Below are 20965 nucleotides of genomic sequence, written 5' to 3' on the forward strand. Positions count from 1 at the left end.
CGGGGTGCGGCCCTTCGACAAGCTCAGGGACCCACCCGTGAAGAAGTGTTTTCAGAAGGGGGTGTCGTCGCCGAAGCTGCCCGGAGTGCTCCAGGCATCGGCGCTGGTCGACGAGCCGGGCGTGGACCACGGCTCCTCCGACACCTGCTGCTGCTGCGCGGGACGGGACTGCCCCCCGCCGCCACCGCCCGAGGCCGCACGGGTGACCTGCGCGGTCGCGTACCGCAGCGAGGGGCCGATCTCGTCGACCTCCAGCTCGATCGCGGTGCGCTGGTTGCCCTCACGGTCCTGGTAGGAACGCTGGCGCAGACGACCCTGCGCGATCACGCGCATGCCCTTGGTGAGCGAGCCCGCCACGTGCTCGGCGAACTCACGCCACACCGAGGCGCGGAGGAACAGCGCTTCGCCGTCCTTCCACTCGTTCGCGGCACGGTCGAAGTTGCGAGGCGTCGATGCGATGGTGAAGTTCGCCACCGGCAGCCCGTTCTGCGTGTAGCGCAGCTCGGGGTCGGCGGTGAGGTTGCCCACCACGGTGATGACGGTTTCGCCGGCCATGAGACTTAGGCCTTCGCAGCCTTGGCGGCCTTGCGGGCAGCCTTCTCTTCGGAGCGCTTGGCCTCGGAAGCGATCATCGCCTGAGCCTCTTCGGCGCGGAGCACCTTGGTGCGCATGATCTGCTCGTTCAGCTTGAGCTGACGGTCGAGCTCCTGCGTGGCGGCGCTGGTCGCGGTGAAGTTGACGACGGCGTAGATGCCCTCGGTCTTCTTCTGGATCTCGTAGGCGAGACGGCGCTTGCCCCAGATGTCGACGTTCTCGATAGAGCCACCATCGTTGGTGATGACCTTCAGGAACTTGTCGAGCGTCGGGGCGACCTGGCGCTCGTCGATCTCGGGGGTCAGAATGACCATGAGTTCGTACTGGTGCGTCACTTACCCACCTCCTTCGGACTAGAACGGCTCTCGGGACTTTCCCGGGAGCAGGAGGGTGTGTGCACGTGCCCGCCCCAGGCGACCGAGTGGACGCCGGAAGGCAGACAACCTCGACAGTCTAGCGGAGTTTCCTCGGAGCTGCCTCCCGCACTTCCCGCCCGACCTTGGCATGCTGGAGGGCGTGCCTGGTGACGGTCATCGGCACGGACCTGGAGGGGGGCGCCATGCGCGTCAACAAGTGGGGGGTCGGCGTCGTGCTGGCCGCCGCCGTCATGCTCACCGGATGTTCGGCGGGAGCGTCGGACAAGCCGGCCGAGTCGAAGCCGAGCGGTGCCGCATCGCAGGAGGCCGAAGCGCCGTCCAGCGACTGCCCCGAACTCGCCGACGGTGCCACCGTCGACGGCTCCGCGCTCGGCGCCTGCATCGCCGAGGCCATGACCGACACCGCCGGCTACGCCGCCAAGACCGTCGTGATGGGCATGGAGTCCACCACGCGCTTCAACCCGGCCGAGAAGGCGCTGGAGTCGCTCTCCCCGATGGGCTCGATCGTCGCGATCGGCGACGACGTCTGGGTGAAGTCGCCCTCGAGCGACTGGCAGGCCGCCGACCCGTCGTCGAGCGACCCCATCATCGCCGGCCTCAGCACCACGGCGAAGGACGTCACCGCCATGGACCCCGCCGAGACGGCGAAGGCCATCACGGGCGACTTCACCGTGACCGGTACGGGCGAGCGCCTCGGCCAGAAGGTCTACCTCGTCAGCGGCACCGTCGAGCAGGCGGGCACGCCGGTCGAGGTCGTGTTCGAGGTCACCGAGGACTACGTCAACCTCGCCTCGACCAGCTCCGCGACCGTCCAGGGCCAGTCGGTCGACGTCGCGCTCGAGATCACCGAGTGGGACGTGAAGCAGGACATCGTCGCGCCGCTCTGATCGGACGGGACACACGGAAGGGCCGGAGCGCACGCTCCGGCCCTTCGCCGTATCCGGCGTCAGTAGGCGACGGGAGGCACCTCGGCCCAGACCGCACGGTCGTCGGCGGAGGGCGCCTCAGGGATGCGCCCCGTGCCGTCGGGCTCCGGGATCGCGGCGAGCAGCGCCTGCGTGTAAGGGTGCCGCGGCGCCGCCCAGAGCTCGTCGGTCGGTCCCGATTCGAGCACCCTCCCGCCGAACATCACGAACGTGCGGTCGGCGATGCGGCGCACGACGGCGAGGTCGTGGGAGATGAAGAGCATCCCCGCGCCGGACTCGGCCACGAGATCGCGCATGAGTCCCGCGACACTCGTCTGGGTGGACGCGTCGAGGGCGGAGATGGGCTCGTCGGCCACGAGCAGCGAGGGCCGCGCCGCGAGCGCTCGGGCGATCGCGATGCGCTGCTTCTGGCCGCCGGAGAACTGATGCGGGAAGCGGGTGCGCACCTCGGCGGGCAGTCCCACCCGCTCCAGCCACTCCTCCACGGTGGAGCCGGCGGCACCGCGCGCACGGGCGGTCGCGATGCCGTCGGAGATCTGGTCGCCGATCCGCCGGCGCGGGTTCAGCGAGGTCGCCGGGTCCTGGAAGACCATCTGGATGCCGGTGAGCGCCGTGTCACGACGGCGGATCCCCAGCGGCGCGACGGGGGCGCCGCGGAACGACACCGTCCCGGCGGCGGTCTTCTCGATGCCGACGACGGCGCGGGCCAGGCTCGACTTGCCGCTGCCGGATTCGCCCACGAGGGCGACCGTCTCTCCCGCCGCGACACTCAGCGAGACGCCGTTGACCGCGATCACGGGCGGGGTGCCCGGGTACCGCACCACCACGTCGCGGGCGTCGAGGACGCTGACCTCACTCATCCGCAGCCTCCTCGGGGCTCTCGTCGATGCGCGACCCCGGCAGGGCCGCGAGCAGCATGCGGGTGTACTCGTGCTGCGGGGCGCGGAAGAGCGTCTCCCGATCGGCGAGCTCGACGATGCGGCCGTCCTTCATGACGGCGACCGTGTCCGCGATCGCACTCATCACGCCCAGGTCGTGGGTCACGAGCAGAACGGCGAGATTCCGCTCGATCGCGAGGTCGCGCAGGAGCTTCAGGATGCCGGCCTGCACCGTCACGTCGAGGGCGGTCGTCGGCTCGTCCGCGAGCAGCACCTCCGGGTCGCACGCGAGGGCGCACGCGATCGCGATGCGCTGCCGCTGTCCGCCGGAGAACTGATGGGGATACCGCTTCAGGGCCTCGGCCGGGTTCGGCACCTGCACGGTCTGGAGCAGCTCCACCGCCCGCTCGCGCGCAGCGGCCCCCTTGAGTCCGAGGTGCACGCGCATGTGGTCGGTGAGCTGGCGGCCGACCGGCAGCTGCGGGTGCAGCGAGGCCGACGGGTCCTGGAAGACCATCGCGATGCGCTTCCCGCGGACGCGGTTGAGCCCCCGGCGGTTGCGACCGACGAGCTCCTCCCCCGCGAGCAGGATCGAGCCGCCGGTCTTCGCCTGTCGCGGCAGGAGGCCGAGCACCGCCAGGGAGGTGAGCGTCTTACCGGAGCCCGACTCCCCCGCGAGGCCGTGGATGCGCCCGGGTTCGAGCTCCAGGGACACGCCCTTCACCAGCGGACGGCCGATGTCGATCGTGAGGTCGCGGATGCTCAGCGTCGCCGTGCTCTGCGCGGTCATGCGGGCACCCCCGTCGCGGAGGCGGTGTGCTCCGCCTGCTTCTCGTGTGTGATCTCGGCTGTCGGGTCGAGCACGTCGCGCATCGCGTCGCCCAGGAAGTTGAACGCGAGCACCACGGTGAGGATCGCGAGTCCCGGGAAGACTCCGAGCCACCAGGCGTCGAAGTTCTGCATCGCCCCGGAGATCATCGACCCCCACTCCGCCGTCGGCGGCTGCGCACCGAGACCGAGGAAGGAGAGCCCTGAGAGGAGCAGGATCGCCGCGCCGATGTCGAGCGTCGCGAGCACGAGGACCGGGCCGGCGATGTTCGGCAGGATGTCGACGAAGAGCGTGCGCAGCGGCGAGTGGCCGAGCAGGCGCCCGGCGATCACATAGTTCTGCCCGCGGAGACCGAGCACGATGCTGCGGGTGACGCGGGCGTACTGCGGCCACGAGACCACGATCGCGGCGATGACGGCGTTGAACAGCGAGGGGCCGAGCGAGGCCGCGACCACCATGGCGAGGATCACGGTCGGGAAGGCCATGAAGAGGTCGGTGATGCGCATGAGCGTCTCGTCGACGGCGCGCCCGAAGTACCCGGCGACCGCGCCGATGAGGGTGCCGATGATGAGGGCGGCGATCACGAGCATGAGCGCGAGCGGCAGACTCACCGTCGCGCCGGTCATCAACCGGGAGAAGATGTCGCGGCCGTTGCCGTCGGTACCGAGGATTGTGTCGATGCCCGGCGGCTGCAGGCGCGGCAGCACCTGCGCGTTCGGCGGGTAGGGCACCCACCACTGCGCGGTGAAGGCGACGATGATCCACGCACCGGCGATGACGGTGCCGATGATGCCGAGCGGAGTGCGCCAGGCACGCGGCCAGCGGAAGCGGAAGCGTCCGGCGGGGGTCGCTGCGGCGATGCGGCTCATGCGATCCTCACTCTCGGGTCGAGCACGCCGTAGAGCAGGTCCACGATGAAGTTGATGAGGAGGTAGATGACGCCGACCACGAGACCGACGCCCATGATGCCGGGCAGGTCGAGGTTGGCGGCGGAGTTGTAGGCGTAGGTGCCCAGCCCCGGCCAGGCGAACACCGACTCGACGAGCACGGTTCCGGAGAGCAGGGCCCCGAACGCGACACCCACCACGGTGAGGATCGGCAGCGAGGCGCCCCGGAGCACGTAGTCGACGATGACGCGCATCGCCGGCAGGCCCTTGGCCCGGGCCGCGCGCACGTAGTCGCTGCCGAGGACCTCGAGCACCGACGTGCGGATGAAGCGGGTGAGCAGCCCGATGGTCACGAGCGAGAGCACCATGACCGGAAGCGCGAGGTGCGCGAGGGCGTCGAAGAAGCCGACCGCGTCGCCGTTCAGCAGGTAGTCGACCGTGTAGAGCCCGGTCACGCGCGGCGGCGGGGTGATCGACGGCGAGATGCGTCCGGAGCCGGGCGCGATCCGCAGCTCCAGGAAGAACACGTAGAAGCTGACCAGAGCGAGCCAGAAGGTCGGGACGCTGAGCCCGACGAGCGTGACGACGCGGATGACCTGGTCGGTGACGAGGCCGCGGCGGTAGGCGGCCAGGGTGCCGAGCACGATGCTGACCGCGAGGCTGACGATGATCGCGCCGATCGCGATCTCGATCGTCGCGGGCACCGCGGTGGCGAGGTCGCTGGTGACCGGGCGTCCGGTCACCAGCGACGTGCCGAGGTCCCCGCGGAGCAGGTTCCCCATATAGATGAAGTACTGCACGAACAGCGGCTGGTCGAGTCCGTTCGCCTTGATGAACGCCTCGCGCGTCGCGGGGTTCTGCGACGCGCCCTCACCGAGCGCGGCCGAGACCGGGTCTCCCGGCACCAGGTTGGTGAGCGCGAACGTGACGATCGTCACGCCCACCAACAGGAGCAGAGAGGTCCCGGCCCGCCGCAGCAGGTATCCGACGAGAGGCGAGCGGCGCCGCTGCGCCTGCCTCTGCACGGCCACTGTCGTCATGGCGATCCGCTCAGCCGGCCGGCTGGATCTCGGCGATGTCCATCTCCCACACGGAGTTGTACACGGCGCCGGACACGCTGGAGGCGGAGGAGATGTTGCGACCGGGGACGATCAGCGGCACGAACGGGCCCTCGGCCTGCATGGCCTCGGCGAACTCGGTGAAGGCCTCGGTGCGCTGCTCGGCGTCGGTCGCGGCGGCCGCACCGGCGGCGATGCCCGCGATCTCCGGGTTGGCCTCGGCCGCCCAGCCGGCGCGGAGACCGACCTTCAGACCCGGGGCGAAGGGGAGGAAGTTCGCCGAGTCGGCGTAGTCCGGACCCCAGAACCACAGACCGAAGCCCTCGGTGCCGTTGACGTACGCGTCGAGCTCGGTCGCGAACGGTGCCGGAGCCAGGTCGACGGCGATGCCGGCGTCCTCGAGCTGCGCCTGGATGCGCTCCGCGAGCGGGGTGAACTCCACGCCGCCGACCGGGTAGTCGTTCGGGAACTGGAGCTTGAGGGTCTGACCGGTGTACCCGGCCTCCTCCAGCGCGGCCTTCGCCTTGTCGAGGTCCTGCTTCACGCCGCTGTCGAGGGCGCCCTCGAACCCGGGCGGGATGACGCCGGTCGCCTGGACGGCACCGGCGCCGGCGAGCTCGAGCAGCGCGTCGTAGTCGAGCGCGTAGCGGATGGCCTCCGCGATCTTCACGTTCGCGAGGTCACCGCCGGCCTCGCCCTGGTTGAGCAGCAGGAAGATGGTCTGGCCGGACGGGACCGAGTCGACGCTGATGTCGTCGCCGAGACCGGCGACCTGGTCGCCGTTGAGATCCATCGCGACCATCGAGTCGCCGCCCTTGAGGTTGGCGAGCTGCGTCGCGCTCTCCGAGACGTTGCGCACGACGACGCGGCTGTAGGCCGACTCCTCGTCGCCGTTGTACTCGTCGTTGCGCGTGAGCACGACCTGCGAGCTGAGGTCGAGCGTGTCCAGCACGAACGGGCCGGATCCGGCGGACTCGCCGTCGAGGAAGCCCTGGGCGCTGTCGGAGCCGTCGGTGCTTCCGCCGTTCTCCATCACGACGTCGGCGTTGACGATGCCGAGCGCCGGGTTCGCGAGGATCGCGGGGAGCTGCAGCAGCGGGGTCTCCGAGGTGAACCGGATGGTCTTGTCGTCGACCTCCTCGATCGTGAGGCCGCCGAGCAGGAAGTTCGGCTTGGCGTCTTCCATCCCCTGGATGCGCTGCAGCGAGAACACGACGTCCTTCGCCTCGACGGGCGAGCCGTCGGAGAACACGCGGTCGCCCTCGAGCGTGAACGTGAACTCGGTCGCCTCGTCGTTCTGCTCCCACGACGCGAGGCCCGGGACCGGAGTGGAGACGTCGGAGCCCTCGAAGTCGACGAGGGTCTCGTACAGCGCCTTCGCGATCATGTTGCCGGTCGGGTCGTACGTGTGACCCGGGTCGGCCGTCTCGATCGAGAATGCGGTGTCGATGACGAGGGAGTCGGAGCCCTGGGACGACTCGGAGGTGTTCGCCGAGTTCCCTCCCGAGCAACCTGCGAGCGCCAGGAGCGCGACGGCTCCGAGCGCGATGACCGGCGTGATACGGCGTGACGACATCAGGGCCTCCAAGGGCGAGGAGTACATTCGGGTCCGGTCGCCACCGATGTGGACGACCGGGGATCAGATTCGCATCATATGCGACGATGTGTCCAGCAAGTGCGCGTCACACAGGCACGCATTGTCGAGAACCTCGGATGTGAGGAGCAATATGTCCAGCAAGGACGCGGATCCGTCGAAGCAATCTGGACGAAGTGCCGCCCCTTTGGATGAGACGGCGTACAGAATCCTCGATGTGCTGCGCGATAACGGTCGCGTCTCGATCGCCGCGCTGGCCGAGAAGGTGGGCATCTCGCGGGCCAGCGCGTACACGCGGGTCGAGTCGCTCGTGCACGACGGCGTCATCACCGGATTCAGCGCACGCGTGGATCAGGCGAAGGCCGGGCTGTCGATCGGAGCCCTCGTCTTCGTGACCGTGATGCCGCAGGCCTGGGCCTCGTTCCGGGAGCGGATCATCGAGATGCCGGACGTGGAGTGGTGCGCGATCACGACCGGGGAGCACGACGCGATGCTGCTCATCCGCGCGGTCGACGTGAGCGGTGTGCACGAGTTCTCGACGGGGGTCATCGCGCAGCTTCCCGAGGTGCGGACGGTGGTCAGCGTCGTCGTGCTCGACGAGGTCATCCGGCGGCCCTACCTGCTGCCCGGAGACCTGCCGGAGCGGCAGACGGAGGTTCCGCTCGGGATGACGCGATGGACGCCCGCCTCGCCGGGGCGGGATGCGCTCCCGCCCCGCTGAGTCAGGCGGCCGGGATCTCCTCGACGACACTGAGCTGCGGGAGGCCGTGCATCTCGTAGTGCTCCACCAGACGGATGCGGCCGTCGTCGGTGAGCTCCAGCTCGCTCTCGCCATCGCCGGTGACCACGGTGCCGTCGGCCTTGAGCACATGGACGAACGAGACCCAGATCGTGTCGCCGGTGCGCGTGCCGACGAACTTCCCGAAGGTGACCGTGTCGCCCTCGTAGCCGCCCCAGATCGCGCCGTCGCGTTCGAAGTACTCGAAGACGCTGGGGGCGTCGGGGTCGACGGCGGAGGTCGTGGACGAGACCATGCGGAAGCGTCGGCCGTCGAGGGAGGGGAGGGTGGCGGTGGCAGTCACCCCTCGATTATGGGGGATCGACGGCCGCGGCTCGCGTCGTCGGACGCGGCCGGTACCGTGGTCGCATGGAGTGGATCGCAGACCCCGGCGTCGGCGCGTGGCTGCGGGAGACCCTCGACGACGGTCTGGGGAGCATGCACGCGGTCGTCCCCCGCGGCTTCCCCGCGTACGCCCGGATCTTCCATCCCGCCACGGTGCGGGAGAGTCCCACGGCGGCGGGTTCCGACGTGCGCGTCAGCTGGGCGGACACCGCCGCCGCCTTCGGCACGACGATGCACGCAGAGGCGCAGTGGCACCGGATCGTGCGCACTCCCGTCGACGCCGACTGGCGGACCCGCATCGCTCCGGACGGCCGCGAGTTCACGGCGCCGATGGAGGGCGCGCTCGACAGCGACCTCGTGACGGTCCTGGGCGGGCACCTCGCCGCCCACACCGCGACACCGGACGACGGGGTCGTCGCGCTCTGGGAGGGATTCGGCGGTCTGGTCGGCTTCTTCGGAGACGGGCCGTCCCGTGTCTTCCTCACGTTCAGCGAAGACCCGCACCATCAGGCGATGCTCGACCGCAGCACGCACGACCCCTTCAACAACGTCTTCCGGAAGCCCACCTGGCAGGACGGCATCCTCTCCCGCGAGATCTCCGAAGGGCCCCGGCTGCAGCTCCCCGGGCGCGACTACGTGCTGTTCTCCGGGGGTGCCAGGGCCTTCGCGGATCCGGACTGGGTGCTCGGCGTGCCGTGGCGCGACCGGGTCGGCGAGGAACGCGGCTTCCCGCCCGCCGCCCAGAGCCCGAACATCCTGTGGCCCGCCGATCGCGCCTGGGTGATGGTCTCGGAGATCGACTACGACTCCACGATCGTGGCGGGCTCGCCCGACCTCATCCGTGCGATCTGCACGGACGAACGTCTGGAGGCGAAGGCTCTGCGCGCGGGTGCCGACCTCACGTGGGACGCCGACGAGGTCAACCGATGACGTCTCCGCAGGCATCGGCGTCGTTCGATGCGCGTCCCCTCACCGATCCGGTCGACCCGGCCGCCGTCCGCGCCTTCACGGCGGAGCTCCGGTCCCGGCGGACGACCGGCATGGCGGTGTCGTCGATCATCGCCGTGGCCGTCGCGATCGCCGGGGTCGTGATGCTTCCGATCCTCGCCTCCGTGGTGGTGGCGCTGGCAGCGGGAAGCGGCTCCCCCGCCGCGGCGGCGATCCCCCTCGTGCTCCTCCTGCTGGTGGCCGCGGGGGTGGGCGTGCTCATCTGGATGGGCGTCCGCAACGCGCGCACCGCGCGGTACCGCCTGCACCGGTTCGCCCAGGCCAACGGCATGACGTACGAGCCGCGCGTGGACGATCCGCCGCTCCCCGGGATGATCTTCCATCTCGGCCGCTCGCGCATGGCGACCGATCTGGTCCGCGGCACGAATCCACGGTTCGTGGAGTTCGGCAACTACCAGTACACGGTGCAGTCCGGGAAGAACTCGACGACGTATCGCTGGGGCTATGTGGCCGTGAAGCTGGATGTGCCCCTGCCGAACATCGTGCTCGACGCGAAGGGCAACAACGGCTTCGGCTCCAACCTGCCGGCCTCGTTCCAGCGGGCACAGCGCCTGTCGCTCGAGGGCGACTTCGACCAGCACTTCACCCTGTACTGCCCGGACGGCTACGAGCAGGACGCGCTCTACCTCTTCACGCCCGACATCATGGCGCGCTTCATCGACAACGCCGCGCAGCTCGACGTCGAGATCGTCGACGACTGGCTGTTCCTCTACACGCCCCGCCGCGCCTCCACGCTCGATCCGGCGACCTGGGCGTGGCTGTTCGGGGCGGTGGGGGCGCTCTTGACCAAGCTCGACCAGTGGGCGCGGTGGCGCGACGACCGCCTCGCCGCCGCGGCGACGCCCGGGGGCCACGCTCTCCCGTTCGCTGCGCCGGCCGGGATGATCACCCCACCGCCGGGGGTCGCGCCGCAGGGTCGGCGCCTCAAGCGCACGGGGACCTGGGTGCCGATCGTCGTGGTGATCGGATTCGCGGTCTTCTGGATGCTCAGCCGCTGGAACTGACGACGAACCCGATGTGGGGGTGGGTGCCGTTCTGGGGAACCGACGCCCACCCCATCCCCCCTCGGGATCGAAAGGAATTCGACGTTCCCTCCGCATTGACGGTTCGACCGTCCCGCCCGTGGTCAGCTGGGGACTGACGCTGCGTGGCGATACCGGGATGGTATACCGGCGGACGTTGCACCCGGTTGCGTTCATGCGCGGGAATGCACTTTCCCGCGCGGCGCTCAGCGGTGCATCGAACTGTCGGCCGCGGCCCCTGTCGCGGTCTCCGCGGCCAGGACCGTGTCGAGCGTCTGCCAGGCGTCCGCAGCGCGCATCGCCTCTCCGACCTGCCGCGCGCGATCCCGGAACGTCGGCTCGGCCAGCACCCGGCGCACGGCCTCGGCGACCTGTCCCGGCTTCGGCGCATTCGTCCGCAAGTTGATGCCCACCCCGGTCCACCCGACTCGGGCGGAGACCTCGACCTTGTCCTCCGTCTGCCCCGCGACCACCAGCGGGACGCCCTGGGCAAGGGCCTGCTGCACCCCGCCGAAACCGCCGTTCGTGACGAACACGTCGACCTCCGGCAGCAGCCGGTCGTAGGGCAGGTACTCGGCGACGCGGACGTTCGCCGGGAGCTCCGCCGGGAGCGCCTCGACGGGGCGTCCACCGGTGGAGACCACCACGAGGGCGTCCGTCGCGGCGAGCCCGGCGATCGTGGGAAGCACGAGCTGGCCGAAGTCGGCGTTGGCGATCGTCCCCTGACTGACATGGATCACGGGCCGCCGTCCGTCCAGGTCGGACCACCACTCGGGCAGTGGCACGGTCGCCGCCGCCGCGGGCAGGGGGCCGGCGAAGTGCACGGACGCCGGGAGGTCGGAGCGCGGGTACTCGAACGCCGGCACCGAGAACTGCACGTACGCGTCCGCGCGGCCCGCCCAGTCGAGCACGAATCCGCCGAGATCGCGGCCGACCGCCTCGCGCGCCATGGCGTCGGCCTCCTTCTGCACGCCGCCGAAGATGACGCGCTCCGCCACGGTGCGGAGGAAGGCGTTGCGCATCCGGCCGAACGGCCCGCGCATCGGCGTGACTCCGAGCCCGAACGGGGCCGTGTCGACGCTGCGGGCGCCGAGCGGGAAGATGCCGAGGACCACGACCGGGGGCCGTTCGGCCTTCGGCAGCCGCTGCAGCAGCGCCGCACCGACGAACAGCGGCTCGGTGAGGACGGCGTCGACGCGGTTCCGCGCGAGCTCGACGCGCACGGCCTCGAGCTGAGCCCGCCCCGGACGGATGAACAGAGTGCTCATGTCGAAGCGGAGCGCAGCCACCCCGGTGAGACCTTCGCGCTCGGGGAACGCGCCGTTCGCGTCGTCGAGATCGACGTCGGCCTCCGCCGGCAGCGGACGGAACCGCGCGCCCGCCGCGGTCACCTGCTCCTCGTACCGGGTGCTCGTGAGGAAGAGGACGTCGTGCCCACCGGCGACCAGGTGCCTGGCGACCTGCAGCAGCGGGAGCACATGCCCGTGGGCGGGGGTGCAGGTGAGGAGGTAACGGGACATGGCGACTCTCTCGATAGGGTTGGTTGTACCGTTGAAGTATTCATCACCCCTTGAGGAAAGTCAATGACGTCGAATGCACGCCCTTACCGCTCCGCCCTGCGGACCCGACAGGCCGAGGAGACCCGTGCGCGCATCGTCGCGGCAGCCGCCCGCCTGTTCGCCGCGCAGGGATACCAGGCGACGACGATCTCTGCGATCGCCAAGGAGGCCGGGGTCTCCGCGGAGACGGTGAAGACCACGGCGGCGAAGGCGGAGTTGCTCATCGCCGCCTTCGAGGTCACCTTATCCGGCTCGGAGGCCGCCGAGACCCTCGCCGACACCGAGGCCGGCTCCGGGTTGACGACTCTGCCCGACGACGTCTTCCTCGACGCGGTCATCACGCAGATCGGCGCGGCGAACGAGCGGGGGCATGCCCTCTGGACGGTCCTCCTGGGCGCGGCGCTCTCCGATCCGGTCGTCGATGCCGCCCTCCAGCGCATCCTCGCGAACCGGGCTGCGGACTACCGGGGGTTCGCGGCGGAACTGCAGCGCCGAGGCATCGTCGACTCGGACCACGACGGCGACGCCCTCGCCGACGTGCTGTCGTTCCTGCTCTCGCCGGAGAGCCACCAGCAGCTCGTCGTGCAGTCCGGCTGGTCGCCGCACCGCTACCGCTCCTGGCTGCGGAGTGCTGTGCTCGCCGCGGCCTCTCCGTCGGCGTGACGGCTCACCGCGCGGACCAGCCGCCGTCCATCGTGTAGCTCGCGCCGGTCACCATCCCGGCGGCGTCAGCGGCGAGCCAGACGGCAAGGCCGGCGACCTCCTCCGGCTCCACGAGGCGTTTGATCGCGGCTTCGGTGAGGAGCACCTTCTCCAGGACCTCGTTCTCCGGGATACCGTGCACCCGCGCCTGGTCGGCGATCTGGCGCTCCACCAGCGGGGTCCGCACATACCCCGGATTGATGCAGTTGCTCGTGACGCCGTGCGCGGCACCCTCCAGCGCCGTGACCTTCGACAGCCCTTCCAGGCCGTGCTTGGCCGCCACGTAGGCCGCCTTGAACGGCGAGGCGCGAAGACCGTGGACGCTCGACATGTTGATGATCCGCCCGAAGCCCCGCTCGTACATCCCCGGGAGTGCAGCCCTGGTCAGCAGGAACGGCGCCTCGAGCATCAGCTGCACGAGGAGCGAGAAGCGGGCGGGGTCGAAATCCTCGATCGGGCTGACGTGCTGCACGCCGGCGTTGTTGACGAGGATGTCGGTGTCGAGGCGGAGTGCGGCCAGGGCATCGCGGTCGGTGAGGTCGATCTGCCACACCCGCCCGCCGATCTCGTCGGCGAGGGCTTCGGCCGCGTCACCGTCGATGTCGGCGATCGTCACGCGGGCGCCCGCCTGCGCGAAGGCTCTCGCGCAGGCGGCACCGATCCCGCTCGCTCCCCCGGTGACGAGAGCACGACGTCCGTGCAGATCCGTCATGCGGCACTCGCAGCCGCGGTGCGGGCGTTCGCGCGGGCGGCATCCGCGTCGTCGATGGCCTGCAGGGACACGCCCTTCGTCTCCCGCAGCGAGAGCACCGCGATCGTCGTGACGATGCAGGCGAACACGATGTAGAGCGCGATCGGCAGCCAGGAGCCGAAGTCCCGGAGCCACTGGATCGCCAGGATCGGCGCCAGCGACCCGGCGAGGATCGCCGTGACCTGCGACCCCAGCGAGACGCCGGAGTACCGCATCCGCGTCGGGAACAGTTCGGCCATGACCGCCGGCTGCGGCGCGTACATGAACGCGTGGAAGCAGAGGCCGATGGTGACCGCGAGGACGATGAGCACGGGGTTCAGGGTGTCGAACATCGGGAAGGCGAAGAAGGCCCAGGTGGCGCTGAGGATCGCGCCTGTGAGGTACACCGGCTTGCGGCCCCAGCGGTCGGCGAGCCGTCCCGCCTGCGGGATGATCGCGAAATGCACGACGTGCGCGATGAGCAGGGCGAGCAGCAGCTGACTGGTGTCGTACTCGTGCACGGTCTTGAGGTACACGATCGTGAAGCTGACGACGATGTAGTAGACGATGTTCTCGGCGAAACGGAGGCCCATCGCCTGCACGATCCCGATCGGATACCGGCGCAGCACCTCGACGACGCCGTAGGAGGTGGCCTTCTCCGCCTCGACCTGCGCCTTCGCCTCCAGGAAGATCGGAGCCTCCTCGACGTTGCGGCGGATGTAGTAGCCGACGAGCACGATCACCGCGGAGAGCCAGAACGCGATGCGCCAGCCCCACTCGAGGAACGCCGCCGAGCTCATCGCCCACGAGCTCACGAGGAGCACGAGCGTGGCGAGCAGGTTGCCGACGGGAACCGCGGCCTGGGGCCAGCTCGACCAGAACGCGCGCGACCGGTCGGGGCTCTGCTCCGCGACCAGGAGGACGGCCCCGCCCCACTCGCCGCCGACAGCGAAGCCCTGGATGAAGCGCAGCGCGACGAGCATCGCGGGCGCCCAGTAGCCGATGCTCTGGAAGCCGGGGAGGCACCCCATGAGGAAGGTCGCGGCGCCGACGATGATGATCGTGGCCTGCAGCGTGGGCTTGCGGCCGAAACGGTCGCCGATCTGACCGAAGACGATGCCGCCGAGCGGCCGCGCGATGAAGCCGACCGCATACGTCACGAAAGCGGCGATGATGCCGTCGAGCGGCGATCCGGTGGCCGGGAAGAAGTAGGTGCCGAAGACGAGGCTGGCGGCGGTCGCATAGAGGAAGAACTCGTACCACTCGACGACGGTGCCGGCCATGGAGGCGGCGACGACGCGCTTGAGCTTCGAGGAGGACGGGGCGGCGGCGGGGTGACCGGAGGCGCGGGTGGGGGCGGTCATTTCTCTCCTTCGGTGTCGACGGTGACACATCCGTTCCAGTGTCGGCACCGGCCGGATTTGCAGCAATGCCCAGTGGCGCGCAGCGGCTGTGCATAATTGCAGCATGGATGCGGCGAAGAGGCCTCGTGCCGACGATCTGCTCGTGCTGCTCGCGGTCGCCCGCACCGGCCGGTACACGAGCGCCGCCGCCCACCTCGGTCTCGATCACACGACGGTGGCGCGCCGCATCGCTGCCCTCGAGGACGCGCTCGGCGGACGGGTCGTCGCGCAATCCGCGTCCGGGTGGGAACTCACCGATCTCGGGCGCACCGCCGCCGAGACCGGTGGACGCATCGAGGCCGCGCTGTCCCAGCTCGACTCCGCCCCCGGCGAGACTCCTGATCCGATCGCCGGCGTCGTGCGCATGTCCGCCACGGACGGCTTCAGCGCCTACATCGCTGCCCCCGCGATCGCAGAGCTGCGCCGAGCACACCCACGGCTGACGGTCGAGATCGTCGCCGCCACGCGGAGGGCCGCCGAGCACCGCGCCGGGCTCGACCTGGAGGTGGTCGTGGGCGCGCCGCAGACCCGCCGCGCGCAGGCCGTGAAGCTCGGCACGTACACCCTCGGCATGTACGCCTCCCGGGACTACCTCGGCCGCACCGGCACCCCGGCATCGCGTGCCGAGGTGGAGCAGCATCGACTCGTGTACTTCGTCGACTCGATGCTCCAGGTGGACGCGCTCGACCTTCCGCGCCGCCTCGTTCCCGGCATGCAGGACGGACTCACCTCGACCAACGTCTTCGTGCACGTCGAGGCCACTCGCGCGGGAGCCGGGATCGGCCTGCTCCCCTGCTTCGCGGCCGACCGGCACCCGGATCTCGTGCGCCTGCTGCCCGAGGTCTTCGCCGAGAAGCTCCCGTACTACATGGTCGCGCGGCCCGAGTCGCTGCGGCTCCCCGCGGTCGCGGCGCTCGCCGAAGCCCTGCGCGCCCGCACGCGTGCTGCCAAGGCGATGCTCGACGGGGCCGGCTGAGCGCCGGTCAGAGCAACTCGGACACGAGGGTTTCGATGCGACCGCGGATGTCGTCGCGGATCGGCCGGACGGCGTCGATCCCCTGGCCGGCGGGGTCGTCGAGCACCCAGTCCTCGTAGCGCGTGCCGGGGAAGAACGGGCAGGCGTCACCGCAGCCCATCGTGATCACGACGTCCGACGCCTGCACGGCCTCGGTCGTGAGCACCTTCGGCTGCTCGGCCTTGATGTCGATGCCGACCTCCGCCATCGCCGCCACCGCGACGGGGTTGATCTCGGCAGCGGGCATCGACCCGGCGGAGCGCACCTCGATGCGGTCGCCGGCGAGGTGCCGGAGGAAGCCGGCGGCCATCTGCGAGCGCCCCGCGTTGTGGACGCAGACGAAGAGGACGGAGGGTCGGTACGGTGCGTTCACCGGGCAAGCGTATCCCGTTCGAATCGCCTGATTGGCTGCATCTCCGGCCGAAAGGGGACCAATCAGGCGATTCGAAAGTCCTCAGACCAGGCCGAGGCTCGCCAGCTCCGCGGGGTCGAGCATCCGCGACCGGATGAGGAACCGCATCCCCGTCGGACCTTCGACGCTGAACCCGGCGCCGCGTCCCGGCACGACATCGATCGTCAGGTGCGTGAACTTCCAGTACTCGAACTGCGAGGCCGACATGAAGACCTCGACCGGATCGTCGAGCCCGACGTCGAGGGCGCCGAGGAGCACGTCGCCGGGGCCGGTGAGGAACATCCCCACCGGGTAGCACATGGGCGCGGAGCCGTCGCAGCAGCCGCCGGACTGGTGGAACATGAGCGGCCCGTGCTGCGCGGTGAGCTCGCGGACGAGCGCGGCGGCGGGGGCGGTCACCGCGACGCGGGCGGGCAGGGCGGCGTCGGCCATGGGGACTCCTTCCGGGATGCCGGGTGTCGGACCGGGCGGCGAGCGCCGTCCGACACCCGGGCGGGGGGGATCAGAAGAAGCCCATCGGACCGTCCGCGTACGAGACGAGGAGGTTCTTCGTCTGCTGGTAGTGGTCGAGCATCATCTTGTGGTTCTCGCGGCCGACGCCCGACTGCTTGTACCCGCCGAACGCGGCATGGGCCGGGTACTGGTGGTAGGTGTTCGTCCACACACGGCCCGCCTCGATCGCCCGGCCTGCGCGGTACGCCGTGTCCCCGCTGCGACTCCACACCCCGGCGCCCAGGCCGTACAGGGTGTCGTTCGCGATCGAGATCGCGTCGTCGAAGTCGTCGAAGCTCGTGACCGAGAGCACCGGACCGAAGATCTCCTCCTGGAAGATCCGCATGTCGTTCGTCCCCTCGAACACGGTCGGCTGCACGTAGTAGCCCTCGCTGAGATCGCCGCCGAGGTCGGCGCGCTCGCCTCCCGTGAGCAGCCGGGCCCCGCCCTGCTTCCCGATGTCGATGTAGCTGAGGATCTTCTCCAGCTGATCGTTCGAGGCCTGCGCGCCGATCATGGTCGCGGGGTCGAGCGGATTGCCCTGCACGACCTTCTTCACACGCTCGAGGCCGTCGGCGAGGAACCCGTCGTAGATGGAGCGCTGGATGAGGGCGCGTGACGGGCAGGTGCAGACCTCGCCCTGGTTGAGCGCGAACATCGTGAAGCCCTCGAGCGCCTTGTCGTAGAACGGGTCGCTCGTGGATCGGGCCACGTCCTCGAAGAACACGTTCGGGCTCTTGCCCCCGAGTTCCAGGGTGACGGGGATCAGGTTCTGCGAGGCGTACTGCATGATGAGGCGCCCGGTCGTGGTCTCCCCGGTGAAGGCGACCTTGCGGATGCGCTTGTGCTGGGCGAGCGGGGCGCCGGCCTCGATGCCGAAACCGTTCACGATGTTGACGACTCCGGCCGGCAGCAGGTCGCCGATGATGTCGAACAGGAACAGGATCGATGCGGGCGTCTGCTCCGCGGGCTTGATGACGATGCAGTTGCCCGCGGCGAGCGCCGGCGCCAGCTTCCACACGGCCATGAGGATCGGGAAGTTCCAGGGGATGATCTGGCCGACGACGCCGAGCGGTTCGTGGAAGTGGTACGCGACGGTGTTCTCGTCGAGCTGGCTGATGCCGCCCTCCTGCGCGCGGAGCACGCCGGCGAAGTAGCGGAAGTGGTCGATGGCGAGCGGGATGTCGGCGGCGAGGGTCTCCCGCACGGGCTTGCCGTTCTCCCAGGTCTCGGCGACCGCGATCTCCTCCAGGTGCTGCTCCATCCGGTCGGCGATGCGGTTCAGGATCACGGAGCGCTCCGCGGGGCTGGTGTTGCCCCAGGCGGTGAAGGCCTTCCAGGCGACGTCGACGGCGCGGTCGATGTCCTCCACGGTGCCACGGCCGACCTCGGTGAAGGGCTTGCCGTTGACGGGACTGATGTTCTCGAAGTACTGGCCCTTGGCGGGTTCGACGAACTCGCCGCCGATGTAGTGGCCGTAGCGGGGCCGATAGCTCGCGACTGCTCCGGGCTGCCCGGGGGCCGCGTAGGCGAGGGACACGTCTTCTTCGACGATGGTCATGGGGGTCTCCTTCGACGGGGGCGCCGCGGCGTCGATGCCGCGGTGTTCCCTCGACGCTAGGCCGTCGCCCGTTGCACTCCCGGTGCGCAACGTTGCAGCCGGTTGCACCCCGTTCGAATCGCGCACTGTGCTGCATCCGCGGCCGGAATGGGGCCAATCGGGCGATTCGAATCAGGTGAGGCGCTCGATCCGGGTCACGAGACCGGCACGACGCGGCGAGCGCGCCGGCAGCATCTCCAACGCGAGCCGCAGCACCTCCGCGTCCTCACTGCCCTCGGGGGTGTCCGCGTAGGCGAGCAGCACGTCCAGACTCGCCCCCGACAGCATGACCTCCCGCAGCGCCGCACGGACCGAGTCACGGAACTCCTCCACGCCGGGCGAGGCCGAGTCCGGCAGCACCGGACCCCGATACGCCGTCAGAGCGACCCGGTGCGCCCCGCGATCCAGGAGGGACAGCACGTCGTGGGCGTCGGTCTCCAGCGGCACCGGAAGACGATACGGGCGGGACTCCGGCACGAGGTCGGAAGCCGCCCGCTCCAGGACCTTCCGCAGACGCACCATCTCCGGCCGCAAGGTGTCCGGCGAGACGCCGGGGCCGTAGACGAGCTCGGCGAGCCGATCGGCGGAGAGCCCCTGACGGTGCACGGCCAGCATCAGGAGGATGGCGGCGTGCCGGGCGCTGAGCTCGGTGACCGCCTCCTCATGCGCCGACACGGTCTCCAGCCGGGCGCGGTCGCGTCCGAGCACGTGCAGTCGCGCGCGGGCGAGGGGTTCCGGCGGCGTCCTGCCGGGCAGTCGTCGAGCCGGAGGCTCCGCCCGTCGCTGCAGCCGGGCCACGAGGAGCTCGGACTCGACCGCTCGCGCCGTCGCGTCGACGAGCAGCCGGGCCTGCGGGGTCACCACCTCCGGTCCCCCGGTGATGTCGATCACGCCCAGGACCCGCTGCGTCTCCGGGTCGCGCACGGGCGCCGCGGTGCACGACCACGGGTGCACCAGCCGGTTGTAGTGCTCGGCCCCGCGGATCTGCACCGACCGTTCCAGGGCGAGCGCGGTGCCGGGAGCGCTCGTGCCGACGGCATCCTCCGCCCAGTTCGCGCCGGCGACGAACCCCATGCCCTCGGTGAGGGACCGCAGCTGCGCGTCGCCCTCGATCCACAGCAGGCGCCCGGCCTGGTCCCCCACGGCGATCACGACCCCCGAGTCCTCGGAGTCGCCGGGAAGCAGCAGCGCGCGGATCATCTCCATCGCCGAGGCGAGCGGATGAGCCAGGCGATAGGCGTCGAGCTCGTCCTCATGCAGATCGAGCGGCGGCAGCCCCTCCGGACCGACGCGGCGGCGCCACGACCGCTCCCACGACTCGCGCACGAGCGGACGCACCTCGCGGAGGCGGTGATCGTCGAGGTTCCCGGCGATGAGCTCATCGTGCGCGCGCTCGACGAGGAGGCGAGACGCCGTCGGCGACGCCTCCCGCGGATCGTGCCACGTCGCAGACACGCGTTCTCCGTTCCTGGAGCCGGGAGCGTGCCCTCAGTGTACGAGCAGGATCGACCGGGCGGAACAGCAGCCGCGGCGACGGTCAGGGCAGCAGCCCGGCCACGAGATCGTCGATCACGTCGTCGGTGGAGGTCTCCGGGTCGATCGGTGTGGTGAGCCGGTCGAGCAGCAGACCGTCGATCGCGTAGTGGAACAGGGCGATCTCCCGCCGCCCCCCGGGGAGACCCGCCCCGGTGTTGAAGGCGACGTCCGCGTCGAAGCCGGCCCGTTGCCAGGCGCCGAGCACGGCGGCGAGCTCGGGACGGCGAGCGCTCTCGAGCCGCAGTTCGAAGAGGGCGAGGGTCACGTCGCGATCAGCGGTGAGGCGGCGCACGATGTCCCTGATGTAGTCGGCGAAGAGCTCCCGGCTGGGCGTGATCTCGGCCCTCCGCTCCAGGTCCTCGGGCGTCGGAGCCAGGCGTTCCCCGATGCGGTCGACGAGGCCCTCGATCAGCGCCTCCCTGCTGCGGAAGTAGTTCGACGTCGTGCCCGCGGGGACGTGCGCCTCGGCGTCGACCGCGCGGTGTGTGAGCCCCCGGGATCCCTCGCGGGCGAGCACCGCCAGCCCCGCATCCGCGATCTGCCGTCGTCGCGGCTCGTTCCTCGCCATGCCGCCACCCTAGCGCAATCACTACGACTGTTGTACTCTCAACCGCAACAGATGTAGTGATTGGAGAACGATGCGAGAGCTCGTGTACTACGCCGCGGTGACCCTGGACGGGTTCATCGCCGGTCCGGACGGGGAGTTCGACGCCTTCCTCGTCGAGGGCGACCACATGGACGGCATCAATGCCCGCTTCGCCGACACCCTGCCGACCGTGGCCGCCGAAGCCCTCGGCATCCCGCAGCGCAACGACGTGTTCGACACCGTGTTGATGGGCAGGAACACCTACGAGGTGGGCGGGCTCGCGAGCCCGTACCGGCACCTGCGGCAGATCGTCTTCAGCCGCACCCGCACCGCCGCGGCCGAGAATCTCGAGGTGACGGCGGAGGACCCGGCGGACGTCGTGCGGCGCCTCAAGCGCGAGGAAGGCGGCGCGATCTGGCTGTGCGGCGGCGGGGCTCTCGCGGCGACGCTGGCCGACGAGATCGACCGGCTCATCCTGAAACGGCAGCCGCTGCTCTTCGGATCCGGCATCCCGCTCTTCGGCGACCGCCCCTACCGTCCCGAGCGGTTCGAGGCCGTGGAGACGACCCCGTATGAATCGGGCGTCGTGGTGACGGAGTACGTGCGACGGCGCGGCGAGTGATCCCGTCGTCAT

23 protein-coding genes are annotated in these 20965 nt (G+C 70.3%); 7 read left to right on the forward strand and 16 right to left on the reverse strand.

The window, feature by feature from the left end:
- Window positions 1–51: 51 nt before the first annotated feature.
- Both D8M34_RS08560 and rpsF read right to left on the reverse strand, forming a co-directional pair.
- Window positions 52–555: a single-stranded DNA-binding protein gene (locus tag D8M34_RS08560; protein ID WP_025102815.1), complete on the reverse strand. Its 504-nt coding sequence runs from the start codon at window positions 553–555 to the stop codon at window positions 52–54.
- A gap of 5 nt (window positions 556–560) precedes the next feature.
- On the reverse strand, window positions 561–929 hold the full coding sequence (gene rpsF, locus D8M34_RS08565; RefSeq protein WP_021201450.1) for a 30S ribosomal protein S6: 369 nt from the start codon (window positions 927–929) through the stop codon (window positions 561–563).
- 224 nt (window positions 930–1153) lie between these two features.
- Here rpsF and D8M34_RS08570 point away from each other — a divergent pair, with 224 nt between their 5' ends.
- On the forward strand, window positions 1154–1858 hold the full coding sequence (locus D8M34_RS08570; protein WP_126893765.1) for a hypothetical protein: 705 nt from the start codon (window positions 1154–1156) through the stop codon (window positions 1856–1858).
- A 59-nt stretch (window positions 1859–1917) separates the two neighbouring features.
- Here D8M34_RS08570 and D8M34_RS08575 read toward each other — a convergent pair whose 3' ends face one another.
- The 5 genes from D8M34_RS08575 to D8M34_RS08595 are packed head-to-tail and all read right to left on the reverse strand — an operon-like array spanning window position 1918 to window position 7125.
- Window positions 1918–2757, reverse strand: coding sequence for an ABC transporter ATP-binding protein (locus D8M34_RS08575; protein WP_025102817.1), 840 nt, complete (start codon window positions 2755–2757; stop codon window positions 1918–1920).
- Window positions 2750–3565 carry an ABC transporter ATP-binding protein gene (locus D8M34_RS08580; RefSeq protein WP_062765819.1) on the reverse strand — a complete coding sequence of 272 codons (816 nt, stop codon included), beginning with the start codon at window positions 3563–3565 and terminating at the stop codon, window positions 2750–2752. The genes D8M34_RS08575 and D8M34_RS08580 overlap by 8 nt, the downstream gene beginning before the upstream one ends.
- A complete protein-coding gene (locus D8M34_RS08585; RefSeq protein WP_062765822.1) occupies window positions 3562–4473 on the reverse strand; it encodes an ABC transporter permease in 912 nt (303 codons plus the stop codon). Before D8M34_RS08585 ends, D8M34_RS08580 begins: the two co-directional genes overlap by 4 nt.
- Window positions 4470–5531 carry an ABC transporter permease gene (locus tag D8M34_RS08590; protein ID WP_126893766.1) on the reverse strand — a complete coding sequence of 354 codons (1062 nt, stop codon included), beginning with the start codon at window positions 5529–5531 and terminating at the stop codon, window positions 4470–4472. Before D8M34_RS08590 ends, D8M34_RS08585 begins: the two co-directional genes overlap by 4 nt.
- Before the next feature lie 10 nt (window positions 5532–5541).
- Window positions 5542–7125 carry an ABC transporter substrate-binding protein gene (locus D8M34_RS08595; protein ID WP_062765825.1) on the reverse strand — a complete coding sequence of 528 codons (1584 nt, stop codon included), beginning with the start codon at window positions 7123–7125 and terminating at the stop codon, window positions 5542–5544.
- Window positions 7126–7276: 151 nt separating this feature from the next.
- Here D8M34_RS08595 and D8M34_RS08600 point away from each other — a divergent pair, with 151 nt between their 5' ends.
- Window positions 7277–7864 (forward strand): Lrp/AsnC family transcriptional regulator, encoded by a 588-nt coding sequence (locus D8M34_RS08600; RefSeq protein ID WP_234024180.1) that lies wholly within the window; start codon window positions 7277–7279, stop codon window positions 7862–7864.
- Between the two features lies 1 nt (window position 7865).
- On the opposite strand, the gene D8M34_RS08605 is transcribed toward D8M34_RS08600, so the two are convergent.
- Complete coding sequence (locus D8M34_RS08605; protein WP_231729533.1) at window positions 7866–8225, reverse strand: hypothetical protein; 360 nt, start codon at window positions 8223–8225, stop codon at window positions 7866–7868.
- Window positions 8226–8290: 65 nt separating this feature from the next.
- On the opposite strand from D8M34_RS08605, the gene D8M34_RS08610 reads away from it, so the two are divergent.
- Together D8M34_RS08610 and D8M34_RS08615 are read left to right on the forward strand one after the other, a co-directional pair.
- A complete protein-coding gene (locus tag D8M34_RS08610; protein WP_025102824.1) occupies window positions 8291–9196 on the forward strand; it encodes a hypothetical protein in 906 nt (301 codons plus the stop codon).
- Window positions 9193–10278: a hypothetical protein gene (locus tag D8M34_RS08615; protein ID WP_126893767.1), complete on the forward strand. Its 1086-nt coding sequence runs from the start codon at window positions 9193–9195 to the stop codon at window positions 10276–10278. Before D8M34_RS08610 ends, D8M34_RS08615 begins: the two co-directional genes overlap by 4 nt.
- Before the next feature lie 224 nt (window positions 10279–10502).
- Here D8M34_RS08615 and D8M34_RS08620 read toward each other — a convergent pair whose 3' ends face one another.
- The gene (locus D8M34_RS08620) at window positions 10503–11816 is read right to left on the reverse strand and encodes a glycosyltransferase (protein WP_126893768.1); all 1314 of its coding nucleotides are present in this window, start codon (window positions 11814–11816) and stop codon (window positions 10503–10505) included.
- A 63-nt stretch (window positions 11817–11879) separates the two neighbouring features.
- Here D8M34_RS08620 and D8M34_RS08625 point away from each other — a divergent pair, with 63 nt between their 5' ends.
- Window positions 11880–12518 carry a TetR/AcrR family transcriptional regulator gene (locus D8M34_RS08625; protein ID WP_126893769.1) on the forward strand — a complete coding sequence of 213 codons (639 nt, stop codon included), beginning with the start codon at window positions 11880–11882 and terminating at the stop codon, window positions 12516–12518.
- Window positions 12519–12522: 4 nt separating this feature from the next.
- Here D8M34_RS08625 and D8M34_RS08630 read toward each other — a convergent pair whose 3' ends face one another.
- Both D8M34_RS08630 and D8M34_RS08635 read right to left on the reverse strand, forming a co-directional pair.
- Window positions 12523–13269 (reverse strand): 3-hydroxybutyrate dehydrogenase, encoded by a 747-nt coding sequence (locus tag D8M34_RS08630; RefSeq protein WP_126893770.1) that lies wholly within the window; start codon window positions 13267–13269, stop codon window positions 12523–12525.
- Window positions 13266–14651: an MFS transporter gene (locus tag D8M34_RS08635; protein WP_126893771.1), complete on the reverse strand. Its 1386-nt coding sequence runs from the start codon at window positions 14649–14651 to the stop codon at window positions 13266–13268. The genes D8M34_RS08630 and D8M34_RS08635 overlap by 4 nt, the downstream gene beginning before the upstream one ends.
- Window positions 14652–14754: 103 nt before the next feature.
- Here D8M34_RS08635 and D8M34_RS08640 point away from each other — a divergent pair, with 103 nt between their 5' ends.
- A complete protein-coding gene (locus D8M34_RS08640; protein ID WP_062765846.1) occupies window positions 14755–15666 on the forward strand; it encodes a LysR family transcriptional regulator in 912 nt (303 codons plus the stop codon).
- Window positions 15667–15673: 7 nt separating this feature from the next.
- On the opposite strand, the gene D8M34_RS08645 is transcribed toward D8M34_RS08640, so the two are convergent.
- From D8M34_RS08645 to D8M34_RS08665, 5 genes are all read right to left on the reverse strand, one after another.
- Window positions 15674–16078, reverse strand: coding sequence for an arsenate reductase ArsC (locus D8M34_RS08645; RefSeq protein WP_062765849.1), 405 nt, complete (start codon window positions 16076–16078; stop codon window positions 15674–15676).
- Between the two features lie 81 nt (window positions 16079–16159).
- A complete protein-coding gene (locus tag D8M34_RS08650; protein ID WP_085605273.1) occupies window positions 16160–16549 on the reverse strand; it encodes a DUF779 domain-containing protein in 390 nt (129 codons plus the stop codon).
- 70 nt (window positions 16550–16619) lie between these two features.
- Window positions 16620–18170 (reverse strand): acetaldehyde dehydrogenase ExaC, encoded by a 1551-nt coding sequence (gene exaC, locus D8M34_RS08655; RefSeq protein WP_126893772.1) that lies wholly within the window; start codon window positions 18168–18170, stop codon window positions 16620–16622.
- 171 nt (window positions 18171–18341) lie between these two features.
- Entirely contained in the window at window positions 18342–19664 is a 1323-nt protein-coding gene (locus tag D8M34_RS08660) for a GAF domain-containing protein (RefSeq protein WP_126893773.1), read from the reverse strand.
- An 82-nt stretch (window positions 19665–19746) separates the two neighbouring features.
- A complete protein-coding gene (locus D8M34_RS08665; protein WP_126893774.1) occupies window positions 19747–20313 on the reverse strand; it encodes a TetR/AcrR family transcriptional regulator in 567 nt (188 codons plus the stop codon).
- A gap of 70 nt (window positions 20314–20383) precedes the next feature.
- Between D8M34_RS08665 and D8M34_RS08670 the strand changes: the two genes are divergently transcribed.
- On the forward strand, window positions 20384–20953 hold the full coding sequence (locus tag D8M34_RS08670) for a dihydrofolate reductase family protein (RefSeq protein WP_126893775.1): 570 nt from the start codon (window positions 20384–20386) through the stop codon (window positions 20951–20953).
- Window positions 20954–20965: the final 12 nt, after the last annotated feature.

The sequence above is a fragment of the Microbacterium sp. HSID17254 genome (assembly GCF_003989315.1).
Taxonomy (GTDB): Bacteria; Actinomycetota; Actinomycetes; order Actinomycetales; family Microbacteriaceae; genus Microbacterium.